The 15,906-nt window shown below is 52.5% G+C and carries 14 protein-coding genes; 6 read left to right on the top strand and 8 right to left on the bottom strand.

The window, feature by feature from the left end; genetic code table 11:
* Positions 1–36: 36 nt before the first annotated feature.
* Both RJ38_RS06155 and RJ38_RS06150 read left to right on the top strand, forming a co-directional pair.
* Positions 37–1,098 carry a bifunctional transcriptional activator/DNA repair enzyme AdaA gene (locus tag RJ38_RS06155; protein ID WP_039018012.1) on the top strand — a complete coding sequence of 354 codons (1,062 nt, stop codon included), beginning with the start codon at positions 37–39 and terminating at the stop codon, positions 1,096–1,098.
* Positions 1,095–1,910: an isocitrate lyase/PEP mutase family protein gene (locus tag RJ38_RS06150; protein ID WP_039018011.1), complete on the top strand. Its 816-nt coding sequence runs from the start codon at positions 1,095–1,097 to the stop codon at positions 1,908–1,910. The genes RJ38_RS06155 and RJ38_RS06150 overlap by 4 nt, the downstream gene beginning before the upstream one ends.
* A gap of 41 nt (positions 1,911–1,951) precedes the next feature.
* On the opposite strand, the gene aroB is transcribed toward RJ38_RS06150, so the two are convergent.
* Positions 1,952–3,064, bottom strand: coding sequence for a 3-dehydroquinate synthase (gene aroB / locus RJ38_RS06145; RefSeq protein WP_039018010.1), 1,113 nt, complete (start codon positions 3,062–3,064; stop codon positions 1,952–1,954).
* 14 nt (positions 3,065–3,078) lie between these two features.
* Positions 3,079–3,624 (bottom strand): shikimate kinase, encoded by a 546-nt coding sequence (locus RJ38_RS06140; protein ID WP_052245228.1) that lies wholly within the window; start codon positions 3,622–3,624, stop codon positions 3,079–3,081.
* A gap of 268 nt (positions 3,625–3,892) precedes the next feature.
* On the opposite strand from RJ38_RS06140, the gene RJ38_RS06135 reads away from it, so the two are divergent.
* Genes RJ38_RS06135 through RJ38_RS06125 form a run of 3 tightly spaced genes read left to right on the top strand, consistent with a single transcriptional unit; the run spans position 3,893 to position 7,789 of the window.
* Positions 3,893–5,506, top strand: coding sequence for a hypothetical protein (locus RJ38_RS06135; protein WP_052245227.1), 1,614 nt, complete (start codon positions 3,893–3,895; stop codon positions 5,504–5,506).
* Positions 5,506–6,429, top strand: coding sequence for a site-specific tyrosine recombinase XerD (locus RJ38_RS06130; protein ID WP_039018008.1), 924 nt, complete (start codon positions 5,506–5,508; stop codon positions 6,427–6,429). Before RJ38_RS06135 ends, RJ38_RS06130 begins: the two co-directional genes overlap by 1 nt.
* A gap of 55 nt (positions 6,430–6,484) precedes the next feature.
* On the top strand, positions 6,485–7,789 hold the full coding sequence (locus RJ38_RS06125; RefSeq protein ID WP_039018007.1) for an HlyC/CorC family transporter: 1,305 nt from the start codon (positions 6,485–6,487) through the stop codon (positions 7,787–7,789).
* Between the two features lie 16 nt (positions 7,790–7,805).
* Here RJ38_RS06125 and RJ38_RS06120 read toward each other — a convergent pair whose 3' ends face one another.
* Positions 7,806–8,606 (bottom strand): hypothetical protein, encoded by an 801-nt coding sequence (locus RJ38_RS06120; protein WP_039018006.1) that lies wholly within the window; start codon positions 8,604–8,606, stop codon positions 7,806–7,808.
* A gap of 19 nt (positions 8,607–8,625) precedes the next feature.
* Positions 8,626–10,188, bottom strand: a complete 1,563-nt coding sequence (locus RJ38_RS06115) for a helicase HerA-like domain-containing protein (RefSeq protein ID WP_039018005.1) — start codon at positions 10,186–10,188, stop codon at positions 8,626–8,628.
* Between the two features lie 464 nt (positions 10,189–10,652).
* On the opposite strand from RJ38_RS06115, the gene RJ38_RS06110 reads away from it, so the two are divergent.
* Positions 10,653–11,255: an invasion associated locus B family protein gene (locus tag RJ38_RS06110; RefSeq protein ID WP_039018004.1), complete on the top strand. Its 603-nt coding sequence runs from the start codon at positions 10,653–10,655 to the stop codon at positions 11,253–11,255.
* A gap of 63 nt (positions 11,256–11,318) precedes the next feature.
* Here the strand turns inward: RJ38_RS06110 and RJ38_RS06105 are convergent, their stop codons facing one another.
* From RJ38_RS06105 to RJ38_RS06090, 4 genes are read right to left on the bottom strand one after another with little or no spacing between them, the layout of a single operon-like run.
* Positions 11,319–12,530, bottom strand: coding sequence for a beta-ketoacyl-[acyl-carrier-protein] synthase family protein (locus RJ38_RS06105; RefSeq protein ID WP_039018003.1), 1,212 nt, complete (start codon positions 12,528–12,530; stop codon positions 11,319–11,321).
* Between the two features lie 3 nt (positions 12,531–12,533).
* Entirely contained in the window at positions 12,534–12,797 is a 264-nt protein-coding gene (locus RJ38_RS06100; protein WP_039018002.1) for an acyl carrier protein, read from the bottom strand.
* A gap of 31 nt (positions 12,798–12,828) precedes the next feature.
* A complete protein-coding gene (lpxD, locus tag RJ38_RS06095) occupies positions 12,829–13,968 on the bottom strand; it encodes a UDP-3-O-(3-hydroxymyristoyl)glucosamine N-acyltransferase (RefSeq protein WP_039018001.1) in 1,140 nt (379 codons plus the stop codon).
* Positions 13,969–14,009: 41 nt separating this feature from the next.
* A complete protein-coding gene (locus RJ38_RS06090) occupies positions 14,010–15,629 on the bottom strand; it encodes a L,D-transpeptidase family protein (RefSeq protein ID WP_039018000.1) in 1,620 nt (539 codons plus the stop codon).
* Between the last annotated feature and the right edge of the window lie 277 nt (positions 15,630–15,906).

The raw sequence follows: 15,906 nt of genomic DNA, 5'->3' as shown, positions 1-15,906 counted from the left end.
GCGCTCGCAGGCGCCGGAAGCCACTAGAAAGGCGATATGTTGTTTAAATTGCCTGATCACAAGGTGCTTTACGAAGCCCTGACAAAACGCGACCCCAGCTGGGATGGCCGGGCTTGGGTCTGCGTTGCCACCACCGGAATTTTCTGTCGTCTCAATTGTCCAGCACGCGACCCGAAACCCGAAAACTGCAGTTTCAAACCGTCGGTCACCGAATGCATCGAAGCCGGGTTTCGCCCCTGTAAACGCTGTCACCCTCTTGGTGTTCTATCGGATGATCCAATGATCACAACCCTCACCAAAGCACTTGAACATAATCCATCAAAGCGCTGGTTTGAAAGCGATATTGCACGAATGGGATTTGACCCATCCACAGTGCGGCGCAATTTCAAACGTGTCTTTGGCATGACCTTTCTTGAAATGGCGCGACAACGGCGATTGGCGGCGGGGTTCACCACATTGTCTGAGGGCAGCCGCGTGATTGATGCTCAACTCGAGGCTGGGTTTGACTCGCCTTCGGCCTTTCGTGCCGCCTTTGCCAAGCTTATCGGCACAGCACCTGGGGATTTCAAAAAAGACGCATTGCTGCAGGCTGACTGGTTTCAAACTCCACTTGGCCCGATGATCGCGGTCGCAGACAATCGTCATCTACACCTGCTTGAATTTTCGGATCGCAAAGCCTTGCCGACCGAATTGAAGCGTTTGATGAAGGACTGTCCTGGCGGTATCGGGTTTGGAACACCCGCCCCAATCACGCAGGTCAAAGAAGAGCTTAGTACCTATTTTAAAGGTGAATCCGCCGGGTTCAAAACACCGCTGGCCCTTCACGGCACGGGTTTTCAACAAGAAGTCTGGGACGCGTTGCGCAAGATCCCGGCAGGTGAAATCCGCAGTTACAGCGCCTTAGCACAAGATATGCAACGCCCACAAAGCACCCGCGCCGTTGCACGTGCCAATGGGGCAAACAGTTTGGCGATCATCATTCCCTGTCACCGCGTAATGGGGGCTGATGGCAGTCTCACAGGGTATGGCGGTGGGATTTGGCGTAAAGAACAACTGATTGAAATAGAAAAGAAATACGTAACAGGAGGAACCTCATGACAGTGGACCAAGGCGCAGTTTTTCGTGCATTACACCAACCCGGAAACCCTTTCATTATGGCCAACGCATGGGACGTGGGATCAGCTTTGATGTTGCAAGGCATGGGCGCCAAAGCCATCGCCACCAGTTCAGCTGCATTGGCCTTCACCCTTGGCACGCGCGACATGGGGCATATCACGCGGGACCAATCCCTTTCCCACGCTCAAGATCTGGTGGCCGCAGTCAATGTGCCGGTTTCGGGCGATTTTGAAAATGGCTTTGGCGATGATCCCGAAACATGCGCCGAGACGGTGCGTATGGCCGGCGGAATTGGCTTGGCGGGCATCTGCATTGAGGACACAGCCCTGCCCAATGACACGCCCTATGCCTTTGATTTGGCTGTGGAACGCATCAAATCCGCCGCCTCTGCCGCGCGTGGATTGAATAAGGATTTCTTCTTGGTGGCGCGTGCCGATGGTGTGTTGACCGGCAAATATGATGTGGACGAAGCAATTCGCCGCCTTCAAGCCTTAGAGGCCGTCGGCGCCGATGGGCTTTATACGCCGACCCCCGCCAACCCCGGTGATCTCGCGCGTATCTGCGCCGCGGTCACGAAACCTGTGAACGTACTTGCCACAGGTCCCTGCACGAAACTGACCATGGAGGACTTTGCAAAAGCAGGTGCTGCGCGTATTTCGCTTGGGTCGGCCTTGGCACGCGCGACGCATCGTTTGATACGCGATCTTGGGCAAGACATGTTGGTTAATGGCGATTTCGCGGGTTTGGGTAAGTCAATATCCAGTGACGCAGTGGAAAGCTTAATGTTTCAGTAAACCTGAGATCAATGGGGGCCGTAGCAGCCCCCATTTGGCTTTCAGCATTGCGCCAAAGCGTCTTCCAAGACGGTTTTCACCACGTTGGCATCCACATCTGCGGTGACAAATGCATCGCCAATGCTGCGTGCCATAATGAAACGTAACTGTCCCTCAACCACTTTTTTATCCTGTGCCATCAATGCGATAAGAGCGTCCGCGTCTGGCAAATCGCCTTCAATATCCGCCAAATCCACCTTCATGCCCATGTCACGCAAATGCGCCCTAACGCGTGAAGGGGCTTCTTGCGAACACAGACCAAGGCGCGCAGAGGTCTCAAACGCCAAAGCACAGCCAATCGCCACACCTTCCCCATGCAACAGGCGATCGCCGAAACCTGTGGCGGCCTCAAGCGCGTGACAAAACGTATGCCCAAGGTTCAACAATGCGCGATCCCCTTGTTCGGTCTCATCACGCACCACGATATCGGCCTTCATCTGACAGGATCTACGCACAGCTTCGATGCGCAAAGCCGTATCACCTGCTGCCAAGGCTGGGCCGTTGACTTCTAGCCAGGTGAAGAAATCTTCATCCCCAAGCATGCCATATTTCACGACTTCGCCATACCCAGCAAGGAAATCACGCGGTGTCAGCGTGCCAAGCACGCCTACATCAGCCAACACCAACGACGGTTGGTGAAACGCACCAATGAGATTTTTGCCCTGCGGTGCGTTGATGCCGGTTTTCCCGCCGACCGAACTGTCAACCTGCGCCAAAAGAGAGGTTGGGATTTGCACGAAACGCACGCCACGGCGCAACACGGACGCCGCGAAACCAGTCAGATCACCGATGACGCCACCGCCAAAGGCAACAACAACGTCTCCACGTTCAACCTGTTGATCCAAAAGCCATTCAACCGTGCGGGTAAAATGTGGCCAAGACTTTGTGCTTTCGCCCGCAGGTAACGTCAGCGCTGTCATTTCGATTCCATCCGCAGCAAGACCCGCGCGAAGTGTATCAAGGTGAAGTGCAGCCACGTTTTCATCGGTCACCACAGCAACACGTTTGCGCTTTAACAAAGGGGCGATCTCGGCTCCAGCGCGTTCAAGCAAGCCCGTACCAATGCGAATGTCATAGGCGCGATCGCCAAGCTCAACGCGTAGAGTTTCGATCATCTTTTTCGGCTTTCTTATTTGTTTTCAATAACATCTGGGCGTTTCCTCAAGCCAGAAATAACCCGCTGTGCCATGTCAGAAATACTGTAATCCTCATGAGAATCCACGACCATATCGGCATTCTCATAATGCGGAACACGCGCTTGATGAAGCGATGTCAAAGTGGCTTTGGGATCAGGGGTGCGTAGCAAGGGGCGCGTGTCTTTATGGCGCACACGCGACCACAAAAGTTCCAGATCCGCACGCAGCCAAACGGACACACCCTTTTGTGAAATCACATCGCGATTGCGTTGCGCCAAAAAAGCGCCGCCCCCAGTCGACAAGATGCACGGGCCTTCGTCCAGCAAACGGGTGATCACTTCGGTTTCGCGATCTCGAAAGAAACCTTCGCCATCACGGGCGAATATCTCTGGGATTTCCATCTGTGCCGCACGTACGATTTCTTCATCGCTGTCCAAAAATGGCACTGCCAGCTCGTCCGCAACCGCACGCCCAATAGCCGTTTTACCGGCGCCCATCATGCCGACCATTACCACAGTTTTTTTGAGGCTAAGCGCCATTCCGGCCATTCCCCGCTTAAATTCACTATTCCTGACACTGAATGACGTGAAATTTCGCAAAAGGCCATATATAAGTTGCATGAGAGACCGCTATAAGGCGGCAATTATCAAATGTTTTGGGGGCATGACATGATATCACGACTGGTAAAGCTGATTTTTTTCCTTATTTTATTGGGACTTATCGCGCTTCTTGGGTTTGCGTATCTCGGCGACCTGACGCCTGACCAGGTTGATGTTCGGGAATCTGTCACGATTGAGACCAACTAAAATGCAATTGTCCTTCACGTCAGGATTGATTGCGGTGATGCTGTCCAGCGTCTCAGCACCTGGTTTTGCGCAAACCACTGAAACTATATCGTCAGGGCAACCTTTTTCTGCCATTGACTGGTTGTCAGAATCCACCGCTGACCCACAGGACCTGCAATTCACTGAACCCGAAGTGTCCACGGGGGCTGCGGTTGAATCTATTACCGTTCAAAGCCTTGATGCGCCCAATCCCGACGCCACGGGTTTGCTGCCATCATCTGTCACCGGCTTCCCCGCCTCCCTTTGGGGAAATGGACACACCAACGATATCATCGATCTCATCAACGACAGCCCCATCAGCCCCTTGCCCGCTTTGGCAGCGCTGCGGCGCGATATATTGCTGGCCGAATCCCGCCCTCCAGAAGATGGCGATGGCCGATTACTGGTCGGCAGGATCGACAAGATGTTGGCTTTGGGCTTGTTGGAAGACGCACGCGCCCTGATGGATAGCTTTGCGCCAGAAACGAACAGATTTTTCCGCCGTCGATTTGATGTTGCATTGCTTTTGGGCCATGAAAATGCCGCCTGCAACGACATAAAAGGCACGGGCGCGATTGTTCCGTCTTATCAATTGCGTGTGTTTTGCCTCGCAAGAAATGGTGATTGGAATGCTGCGGTTCTGACGCTGAACAGTGCAGATGTGTTGGGCGAGCTTGAGCCAGGGGAATATGATCTCATTGCGCGTTTCTTGGACCCCGATATGTTTGAGGGCGACCCTGACTTGCCAATACCGGACAGCCCAACCCCGCTGGTTTACCGCATGTACGAAGCATTGGGCGAACCCCTGGCGACCCGGTTGCTGCCCCGCGCTTTTTCGCATGCAGACCTAAGAAGCACGAGTGGTTGGAAGCCCCGGATCGAGGCGGCAGAACGGTTGGCGCGCGTCGGTGCGATTGCTGACAACCGTCTTTTGGGCATTTACACGGAACGCCAAGCAGCGGCTTCGGGTGGCGTTTGGGATCGGGTGAAAACGATTCAACGCTTTGATAATGCGCTTACCAATCGGTCCGTTTCCGACATCACAGAACAGCTTCCTGAATTATGGATGATGATGCAAACAACCGGTTTGGAACGCCCGGTTTCAAATTTATTCGCCCCCCGACTTGCCAATTTGATCGCCCCTAAACTGGCACAGGATACATCCGAAACGCCGGCGCCTTCCCCCTTGTTATTCGGAGACGCCGCCTTGCGCGCGATTTGGCACATGACGCTATTGTCCGAAGGCTATGAAACCTTGCTGCCGGCCTATATGCCAAGTGATGGACAGGATCGTTTCTTGCGTGCTTTGACCCAAGGTTCGCCTGGCAATATCGTGACCGAAGACCCACGCCAGCTGGCCGTGCAGGACGGTTTTGATGGATCATCTCTCTCCCCAGCCGATCAGGAATATCTTAACGATGATCGCGTCGGCGAGCTGTTGTTGGTCGCGATCACTCGGTTCCACACCGGAACAGAAGGTGACCTAAGCCAAATCACATCTGCATTGCGTATCCTGCGCAGCTTGGGGCGTGAAGACACTGCCCGACAAGCGGCATTACAGTTTCTGTTGATGTCCCATCTCAAGGCTTTGCGCTGATGCATCCTTGGATCAATGCCTTTTTGGAAGCGCAATCCGCCGAACTGAATGCAGCGCAAAACACATTGGAGGCTTATGGGCGAGATTTGCTTGATTTCACCACTTGGATTGACGGCCAAACCTGCGATTTAATGAATTGTGATCGAGACGATATCGAGAACTACCTAGTTGAGGTCGATGCGCGTGGCCTATCGAAAGCGACGCGCGCGCGCAGATTGTCTGCAATCAAACAACTGTATCGGTTTGCCTTTGAAGAAGGTCTGCGCGGCGACCATCCTGCCCTTAAAATTCGTGGCCCGGGACGAAGCAAAACGCTGCCTCATGTTCTGGGCGAAGCTGATGTCAGTCGCTTGATCGAAACCTCTGAAGGGTTTGGGCGAAATGTCACGGAACAGCTGCGCAATGCCTGCCTTATTGAGATGTTATATGCCACGGGCATGCGTGTCACAGAACTTGTATCGCTGCCCCTTGGGGCCGCACGCGGGAACCCGAAAATGTTGCTGGTCATGGGTAAAGGCGGTAAGGAACGTATGGTGCCTTTGTCGCCTCCTGCCCGCCATAAATTGGCGGCTTGGCTTGAACATGCGGATCTGCTGAATGACAATGCCCGTAAAGACGGCAAACCCCAAGCCAAGTTCCTGTTTCCCTCTCGAAACCGTCAATCCCATATCACACGCCAGGCCTTTTTCGTGCTGATAAAATCGATGGCTCGGGCCGCAGGGATCAACCCAGATGAGGTCACGCCACACAAACTGCGCCATGCGTTTGCCACGCATCTTTTGGCGAATGGGGCAGATCTTCGTGCCATTCAAGTTTTATTGGGGCACGCGAACTTGTCGACAACCGAAATATATACCCACGTCCTTGATGCGCGGCTTCAGGAATTGGTCATGCAACATCACCCACTGGAAAATGACGACTGATCCGTTACATTGACAAGACTCACTTCCCCCACGCGACCAACCAGCAGAGACATCCATGGACAGTACATTCACTTTTGATCAGGCATTTTGGTTCAGCGTTGGCGCGATTGCATTGCTTTTGCTTTGCTCGGCGTTTTTCTCGGGTTCTGAAACCGCATTGACCGCTGCCTCACGTGGGAAATTGCGCGCGCGTGCGGATAAAGGCGAACGCGGTGCTGCGGCTGCATTAAAAGTGACAGAAGATACTGAACGCCTGATTGGTGCGGTTCTGTTGGGCAATAACCTCGTGAACATCTTGGCCGCGTCCCTCGCGACAGCCTTGTTTACACGGATGTTTGGCGAAAGTGGCATCGCACTTGCCACGCTTGTCATGACATTGTTGGTTTTGGTTTTCGCCGAAGTTTTGCCTAAAACATGGGCCATCACCCAGCCAGAAGCCGCCTCAGCACGGGTGTCGCCAGTGATTTCACTTATCGTTTTGGTTCTAACGCCCTTTGTGACGCTTGTTCGCCTGATTGTCCGCCTGATCCTGCGCCTGTTTGGCCACAAGGACGCCGATGGCAACATGTTGGCCGTACGCGAAGAAATTGCGGGTGCGATCAGCTTGGGCCATTCAGAAGGCACCGTGGAAAAGGAAGATCGCGACCGTATTTTGGGCGCATTGGACCTGGGCGACCGAACCGTCGAAGAAATCATGTTGCACCGCTCACAGATCCAGATGATCGATGCGGATCAGGAAGCAGGCGCGATCCTGACCCAATGCCTTGAAAGCAACTATACCCGCCTGCCCGTCTATCGTGGCGAACAAGAGAACATCATCGGTGTGATCCATGCAAAAAACCTTCTGCGTGCCATCAATAAACTGCGCGATGGCGATACGTTAAAGGCCGGTGCAATGGCCAATTTTGATCTGATGGATGTGGTGAACGAACCTTATTTCGTGCCGGAAACCACCACGCTTGACGATCAGATGCGCCAGTTTCTGCGCCGCCATACCCATTTTGCCATGGTGGTTGATGAATATGGCGCGCTGCAGGGGTTGATCACGCTTGAAGACATCCTTGAAGAGATCGTTGGTGAAATCACTGATGAGTTTGACCAAGATGATGAACAAGTCGTGCGTCGCGCGGAAAACGGTGACTATCTCGTGGATGGAGCCATGACGATCCGCGATTTAAACCGCGCGGCCGATTGGTCCTTACCGGACGAGGAAGCCAACACCATCGCCGGTCTTGTGATCCACGAAGCACAGATGATTCCCGTCACCGGCCAGGTGTTTTCATTCCATGGTTTCCGTTTCGAAATCGCCGCCCGAGAGGCCAATCGCATCACCGATCTAAAGATCCGCAGGCTGAGTTAACTCGTTCTAGCTCGTTCTAACCAGGGGAAAAATTGCTTACCATATTGGCGAACCCCTGAACGGCCATGTCAATAATCGTCCGTGTGATATAGCCCCGTAAAAACAGCAAATCACAGAGCCACAGAAATATAAAACATGCAAAGCCTGAATACGCCCAACCGGTGAAATTGCTGGTCAACAGGACCATACCCCAGTCTTTACCGTTAAAGAAAAACCAACAGCCTGCGACCACGGTTGCGATCAATGCGATCTCAAGTCTCAACAACAAACTGGCGCGTGTTGGCTGGAAACGTGCGGTGATCAACACCATGAGAAACAACAACGCATTTGTGCCCGTAAAAATCTTTGCGTCTAGCAACAATCCATCCAAGGCACGGTCATATCGCATGTTGATAAAATCATACATAGAACGCCCGCTTGGACCTTTTATCGCGAGCAAGCGCTGCGCAACGTCGATCGACAGCCGCGCCGGTGTATCCAAACAGGTCGTTCCACATCGATCTGCCAGCGCAACTGCAACAAGTTGCTCTGCATTCTCTGATATTTTGGTCAGCACACCAGCACGGTCCTCGGCGGCCAAAGCAACACGCAACGCCAAGCGTTGGCGCAAACTCAGATCGGCGCGCTCTTCCTTGCTTGGTGGCGATTCGGCCAATTGCGAGACCCGCGTCTCGACCTCAAAGGTTGCGAACCGTTGTAGCCCGGCGTCAATTGTATTGCGCCCCGTCGTGATGGCAAGAAATGCCACCGTGAACAATGCGGCCCCAGTCACTGAAAGAACATAAACAAAGTATCTTAACGACTTATAATCACTCATCACACGCTCCGGGCCCGATTTAACGGCCCTTAAAAAAACCACCTAAAATACCACGAACGATGCGACGGCCGGTTGTCCCAGTCAGTTCCTTTTTCAACATAGAACCAATGGATTCGCCCCAGTCTTTTTCGCGCGTTCGCGCACTGCGGGATGCGCTGACACGGGATGTGGAACGCCCAACGCGTTTCCCCGAAAACCGGCGTGCCGCGCGGAATTCTCGCTCTGCAACAGAGGCTTCTTCCTCAAGCAGTTCCGCCTCAGCTGCGTGTTTAGCAGCTTGTTCTGAGCGTTGGCTAAGCATTTCAAACGCACTGTTGCGATCGATCAACACCTCATATTTTCCTGCCAAAGGGGATGACTTAAGAAATAACGCACGTTCGTCTTTGCTGATCGGTCCCAACTGTGAAGACGGCGGCCGGATCAGCGTGCGTTCGGCCACGCCAGGAATGCCCTTGCGTTCAAGATATGATGTGACCGCTTCACCAACCCCAACTTCTCGAATGGCTTCTTCGATCTCAAACCGAGGGTTGTCACGATAGGTTTCTGCGGCCAATTTCAAAGCCTTACGGTCCCGTGCCGTGAAGGCGCGCAAAGCGTGTTGAACGCGGTTCCCCAACTGACCCAGAATATCTTCTGGCACATCTGTCGGGTTTTGCGTGATGAAATACACCCCAACCCCTTTTGAACGGATCAAACGTGCGACTTGCTCAACCTTATCAACCAAAGCTTTTGGGGAATCCTCAAACAGCAAATGCGCTTCGTCAAAAAAGAAAACCAACTTCGGCTTATCCGGATCGCCGACTTCGGGCAGCTCTTCGAACAATTCGGACAGCAACCACAACAAGAAAGTGGCATATAGGCGCGGAGATCCCATCAGTTTATCCGCCGCCAAGATATTGATATGACCACGGCCATCAGGCGTCGTTTGCATGAGGTCGCTTAGCTCAAGCGCCGGTTCGCCAAACAGTTTGGCGCCGCCTTGGTTCTCAAGCACAAGAAGGCGTCTTTGAATCGCCCCAAGCGAAGACGTCGCAACATTTCCATATCGCAAGGACAGATCCTTGGCATTCTCGCCGACCCAGACAAGAATTGCTTGTAAATCTTTTAGATCCAAAAGCGGCAAGCCCTGTTCGTCAGAAACGCGGAAAGCGATATTTAAAATACCTTCTTGCGCCTCAGTCAGTTCAAGCAAACGCGAGATAAGAAGCGGTCCCATCTCTGACACGGTCGTGCGGACGGGATGCCCTTGTTCACCAAAAAGATCCCAAAAAACAGCAGGAAACGCGGCATAGTTAAAGTCAGAAAATCCGATTTTCTCAGCTCGTTCAACGAAGGCGTCATGCAGTTTGAAATCAGGTGATCCCGCTTTTGCCAAGCCAGAAAGGTCGCCTTTTACATCAGATAAAAACACGGGCACACCCTGAGCAGAAAAGCTTTCCGCCAAAATCTGCAACGTCACTGTTTTTCCAGTCCCCGTTGCCCCCGCAACCAATCCGTGACGGTTGGCATATTTCAAAAGAAGGTCTTGGGATAGTTTATAGTCTTCGCCGCCGCCGCCCGTGAAAATTCTGTCGTTGACCATAATTGCTTCCTTTTTAACCCTGCGTTGGAAATGAAAATACTCTTTTAACACTTTCATGCCAGTATATATTTAGTTCGGATGTCCTGTCCTCGTTCATCCGACAACTTCCTCCCTGTTAGACTGGTCGTGCCATTGTGCACGACCTTTTTTGTCCAGGGTGATTGATTTGGTTTCTATCCGCCTGAAACCCTCTGAGAAAGACCCAACAGGTCAAAATATAACAAATTCACATAGATTCACTGTTGACCCCTACCACCCCCACGGACTAAGTTTCCCTTAATAATAAGTCGGCTAGTCCGACAGGGAGAGAGAATGGAAAAAGGGTCCTTTGTGGCCCTTTTTCTTTTCCAAACACATTCCTCTTTTGGCAATGGATTGCCTGGTTTCACCATTTTCACAGCTTTCCTAACTGACAGCGCCATTCACGCATGTTAAAGGCAAGTAAATCTATGGAGTAGTGCCTAATGAAGACCCTTTTGACACAATGTACAGCCGCTGCGTTCTTGGCTGTTTTCAACACCCAAGCAATTGCGCAAGAAGCAACCACCGAACAACCAAGCCCACAAACGACCGCCACCGAGGCAGACGCCTATCCGACAGGCACACCACAGGCACAAGAAGTGTATTCACGCGAGAAAACGGGTGATTGGGATTTGCGTTGTGTGCGTGCAGCGACAATCGAAGAAGAACCCTGCCAGCTGAACGTTACCCTTCTGAATCCAGAAGGAAATCCTGTTGCTGAACTCACTATGTTCCGTTTACCAGAAGGCAGCCAAGCGGTTGCTGGCGCATTGATTGCCGTGCCGTTGGAGACGCATCTTCCCGATGGTGTGAAATTCTCTGTCGATGGCAGCAATCCACTTGGATATCAGTACACTTGGTGTGACGCGCAGGGTTGTTTTGCCCGTGTCGGCTTCACCCAGGATATTATCAATCGTTTCAAAAATGGCGCTGATGCCGTCGTAACGATTGTACCTGCAATTGCCCCTGATCAGAAGTTGAACCTGCCAATGTCCCTGACTGGGTTTACCGCAGCGTATAATGCGATGCCGGTTCCAAGCCAGTAATCGGATAAGAATACGAACATTAAATGCCACCTTTTCTTAAGGTGGCATTTTTTTTGCGCGCAATTAAGGTGCTTTGCGCAGCGCCAGAACTGCATTGAGACCGCCAAAGGCAAACGCGTTGGACAGAACCACGTTCACTTTTGCATCCCGCGCCACATTCGGCACTACATCAATCGCGCATTCGGGGTCTGGTTCTTCATAGCCAATCGTTGGAGCAATCACCCCGTCCCGAAGCGCCATGATACAGGCCAAAAGCTCCACCGCGCCGGTGCCGCCAATCAAATGGCCATGCATGGATTTTGTGGACGACATCATAAGATGATCCGCATGTGTCCCAAACACATCCGCAACAGCGGCGCATTCGGTTTTGTCATTCGCAGCGGTCCCCGTGCCATGGGCATTGATGTAACAGACATCTTCCGGGTTTAGACGCGCATCGCGCATCGCGCCGGAAATAGCCCGCGCCGCACCTTGTTTCGACGGCATCACAATGTCGGACGCATCAGAGGTCATGGCAAAACCCGCGACCTCAGCCAATATTTCAGCGCCGCGAGCTTTCGCATGTTCATATTCCTCAAAGACAAATATGCCAGCGCCCTCGCCCTGAACCATACCGTTGCGACCCAATGAAAACGGCCGGCACGCGTCACGTGACATAACACGCAGCCCTTCCCAAGCCTTCACGCCACCAAAGCACAGCATGCTTTCAGAACCGCCCGTCACCATCACATCGCACATGCCGGTACGCACCATTTGGAACGCTTGCCCCATGGCATGATTGGAACTGGCACAGGCCGTGGCCACGGTAAAAGACGGCCCCTTGAGATTGTATTTCATGCTGACATGACTGGCGGCGGCGTTGTTCATAAGCTTTGGAACAACAAAGGGATGTACCCGGTTTTTCCCATCCTCATAGACCGAACGATAGTTTTCATCCTGGGTCGTCATGCCACCACCGGCAGTGCCAAGAACAACACCAGAACGTTCTGCCAATTCACCCGAAAACGTCAGGCCGCATTGATCCATGGCTTCGCGTGCCGCAAGCATCGTAAATTGGGTATAACGATCATAGAGCGCGATTTGTTGGCGGTTAAAATCGCGTTCAGGATCATAATTTTTAACCTGCCCACCGATCTTAATCGACAGACGGTCAACATCTTGAAATTCGAGATTCGAAATCCCACAACGTCCCTCGCGAAACCCCTCAAGAGTCTCAGCAACCGAACGTCCCAGCGAATTTATCGTGCCTTGCCCCGTGATAACAACGCGCTTCATGGGTTAAGATTGTTCCTGGACAATGGCGGCAACAGCTTTGGTGATTGAAGCCACTGAGGAAATATCAAAATCGCTCTCGCTGGGCTCATTTGCGTTGTAAGGCACTTGGATATCGAAAGCTTCTTCAATGGCGAAGATACTTTCCACCAAGCCGAGGCTGTCGATTCCCAGTTCTTCCAACGTCGACGTCGATGTCACATCCGCGATGCTCAACACAGCTTGCTCGGCAATGATTTCAATAACTTTCGCTTCGATATTTGCAGACATCGGATAAACCTCAATTTCTATAGTCGCATACTTATGTATTTTCGTCGCTTTTTGAAACAGATTTTTGAACATCAGGCCCGAAATTTGCCTTAAATTCAGCTTTCAACTCAGCCAATTGCTTCAAGGCGCGTGGCAAACGGCGTAGGCTTTTGTTGATTTCCATCTGCGTTTCCATCTTCACAGCAGGTGACCCCAGGATCACGCGCCCAGCAGGCACATTTGTAAACACCTTGGTTGCGCCCCCCGCGACCACATCATCACCAATGAAAATGTTATCCGACGCACCGCATTGACCGCCCATCACCACACGGTTGCCGATTTTGGTAGATCCAGCAATGCCGACTTGGCCGCACAGCAAACAGTCTTCGCCCACCTGCACATTATGCCCCAGATGCACTTGATTATCGAGCTTCGTGCCCCGACCGATCCGTGTTGCACGAATCGTGCCTGAATCAATGGTCACATTGCCACCGGTTTCCACATCATCGCCGATTTCCACACCACCAAGGGAATGGATCCGTGTCCAAGCCTGACCCTGCCCGTCATTGGCAACATCGCCTTGATCTCCAAGGGTTTCACGGGCCTTTTCGACACCCGATTTCTCAGGCGTCACAAAGGAAAATCCATCCGCACCGATCACGCCACCGGCTTGGGCGATAAAGCGATCACCAATGCGGATATTGCTGCCAATGCGCACACCAGGGTGGATCAGACAGTCATTGCCAATACGGGAGTTTAGACCAATCGATACATGGCTGGCGATCCGTGCGTTTGTGCCAATGACAACCCCGGCATTGATCACCACAAAGGGCCCGATCGAAGCGCCCCCCCCAATCACAGCAGTTGGATCAATCACAGCGGTCGCATGAATACCTGCATCCAATCCAAGCCCTGCATCCAGCATCTGAGTAAGACCTGACATCGCAAGGCGTGGGCGTGGGGCGAAAATAGCGGCCTGAAGCCCAAGCGCTTGCCAATCCGCACCCTCCCACAACATCGCGACTTGTGCATCACCTTGCGCCAGCCCGTCAGCGTAATCAGGGTTCATGGCAAGGGCCAATGCATCACTTGCTGCACCGACGGGTTCGGCGGCATGGGTGATCTCAAACGAAACAGCGCCGGCGGCCTGAAGCCCCAGCGCTGTTGCTATCTCTTGTACTGTGTGGCGCATATCATTCCCTCAAAGCGGAACCCCCGCCCTTTGGGAAAGGTTTATCCGCGTTGCGCGCGCAATACCACCCCGGCGTTTGACAGATGGTTCCAGATCTTTGCATCACGGCCATAGATGTCACGGCGAAAGTTGATCATGCCACGTGGTTGCGTAACAGCTGTGCGATAAATCAAGTGCACGGGAACGGGTTGATCCAAAGGAACAACCGATTCAGTGCCGCGTGAAAGACGCGCCTGGAAGAATGCTTCGGCATCATTGCGCTGACGCGCAAGCAAAGCATAAGCAAAATCAAACGGGTCATTCAAACGGATACACCCATGTGAAAAGGCGCGCGATTCGCGTGAGAACAGATTTTTCGCAGGCGTATCATGCAGATAGATATTATAGCGGTTCGGGAACATGAATTTCACCAGACCCAACGCATTGCGGCGTGAAGGTGGTTGTTTCAGGTTAAACGGGAAAGTCCGTTCGGTGTACTGATTGAAATCAATACCACTGCGATCCACCGTTTGTCCGCTCGCGTTCACCAAACGCAAATGACCAGCAGCACCCGGGTTGCGTTGCATCATTGGCAGATATTCTTTGACTGCAATTGAACGCGGCACATTCCATGTGGGATTGATGACCATATGTTCCATCACATCCGAAAATTCAGGTGTGCGACGGTCACTGTCATTTGCGCCAACAACGGAACGGGTCACAAAGGTGACTTGGCCGTTGTCGATGATCTTCGCTTGGAAGTCTGGAATATTAACTAAAACATGACGTGCGCCACGATCCTGGTTGAACCAACGCTCGCGTTCCATTGCGACCAAGATTGAACTTAGGCGGTTCGCCGCAGGGATATTGATCTCACGAATTGTGCCTTCGCCAGCCACACCGTCAGGGTTCAAACCATGGTTCAATTGAAACTGCTGAACCGCTGCCTGAATGGATGCATCGTAGGTTTGCGTGTTTGAACGGCGAAGATATCCCATGGCAACCAAACGATCACGCAGAGCAACAACGCCAGCATTGCTGGTTCCAACTTCGTATTTCCCAGCAGGCACAACCGCACCCCAACCGCCTTGCGCAAGCAGACGCTCAAAGCGGGTCTTTTCTTCCATCAGGCGATTATATTCTGCGGTTCGCGGTGCAAAACTGCGAAACAACGCATTGGGCGTGCTTTCGACAACAGCGTTCATCAAGGACAACGTCGTCGGACGCGCGATCTGACGGACAATGCCATCATCAATGCGCTGCGGATTGCGCACCACGCCGGATTTAAGATCCGTCGCCCAAGTAACATACATTTGCGCCAGCTTTACTTCAGCCAACCCACGTTCCCGCGGCGAACGCGCAGCACGCAACATTGCTTTGATCTCATCAGGGTTATAGCGCGCAATAGGCAAACCATGATCCCCTGCTTTCGCCAGTTCACGCAAAAATGCGCGACGACGGCTGCGATCCCGACCAGAACGCCCAGTCCAAACTGATTCATAATTACGTGTACGATAGAATTCCGCCATTCCGTCATCGCTGGCCGCAGCCTCGGCGACGGCTTGACGGAAGGCTGTATTTTGGGCGGACGCTTCCGTTGCCCCCAATCCAGCAAGCAATACGACAGCAGACATAAATATGAATGCACGCATTGCGTGAAATTTATTAAGTAAAAGTGCCATTCCTGAACCCCTGTAAGACCCTTGCGCAGATCATCGCTATATGCGCGAAAACTCTTGACGATGGAAGTCCTCCTGTCCAATCACATTTGAGTAGGCCTGCGTTTCGCCTAAGAACGTGTTTATCCAGCACTAAGTTACGGGGAAAAATTAAGGCCTTACATCATTTCAGCAGAAATTTGCCGTTTTTGGCCGATAGGCGCTTGCAACTAAATCTTCGCTTGGCGGATGATTCGTATTGTGGCATAAGGATCATACATCTGGGGATGAGATGAAACTC

The sequence above is a fragment of the Halocynthiibacter namhaensis genome, from assembly GCF_000812685.1.
Taxonomy (GTDB): Bacteria; Pseudomonadota; Alphaproteobacteria; order Rhodobacterales; family Rhodobacteraceae; genus Halocynthiibacter; species Halocynthiibacter namhaensis.
The sequence above is the reverse complement of the archived record's forward strand: the minus strand, read 5'-3'. Positions and strand labels throughout refer to the sequence as shown.

Coding starts and splice junctions, on each gene's coding strand:
- RJ38_RS06155 (WP_039018012.1), top strand. CDS start 37: ATGTTGTTTAAATTGCCTGATCACAAGGTGCTTTACGAAGCCCTGACA.
- RJ38_RS06150 (WP_039018011.1), top strand. CDS start 1,095: ATGACAGTGGACCAAGGCGCAGTTTTTCGTGCATTACACCAACCCGGA.
- aroB (WP_039018010.1), bottom strand. CDS start 3,064: ATGATCGAAACTCTACGCGTTGAGCTTGGCGATCGCGCCTATGACATT.
- RJ38_RS06140 (WP_052245228.1), bottom strand. CDS start 3,624: ATGGCGCTTAGCCTCAAAAAAACTGTGGTAATGGTCGGCATGATGGGC.
- RJ38_RS06135 (WP_052245227.1), top strand. CDS start 3,893: ATGCAATTGTCCTTCACGTCAGGATTGATTGCGGTGATGCTGTCCAGC.
- RJ38_RS06130 (WP_039018008.1), top strand. CDS start 5,506: ATGCATCCTTGGATCAATGCCTTTTTGGAAGCGCAATCCGCCGAACTG.
- RJ38_RS06125 (WP_039018007.1), top strand. CDS start 6,485: ATGGACAGTACATTCACTTTTGATCAGGCATTTTGGTTCAGCGTTGGC.
- RJ38_RS06120 (WP_039018006.1), bottom strand. CDS start 8,606: ATGAGTGATTATAAGTCGTTAAGATACTTTGTTTATGTTCTTTCAGTG.
- RJ38_RS06115 (WP_039018005.1), bottom strand. CDS start 10,188: ATGGTCAACGACAGAATTTTCACGGGCGGCGGCGGCGAAGACTATAAA.
- RJ38_RS06110 (WP_039018004.1), top strand. CDS start 10,653: ATGAAGACCCTTTTGACACAATGTACAGCCGCTGCGTTCTTGGCTGTT.
- RJ38_RS06105 (WP_039018003.1), bottom strand. CDS start 12,530: ATGAAGCGCGTTGTTATCACGGGGCAAGGCACGATAAATTCGCTGGGA.
- RJ38_RS06100 (WP_039018002.1), bottom strand. CDS start 12,797: ATGTCTGCAAATATCGAAGCGAAAGTTATTGAAATCATTGCCGAGCAA.
- lpxD (WP_039018001.1), bottom strand. CDS start 13,968: ATGCGCCACACAGTACAAGAGATAGCAACAGCGCTGGGGCTTCAGGCC.
- RJ38_RS06090 (WP_039018000.1), bottom strand. CDS start 15,629: ATGGCACTTTTACTTAATAAATTTCACGCAATGCGTGCATTCATATTT.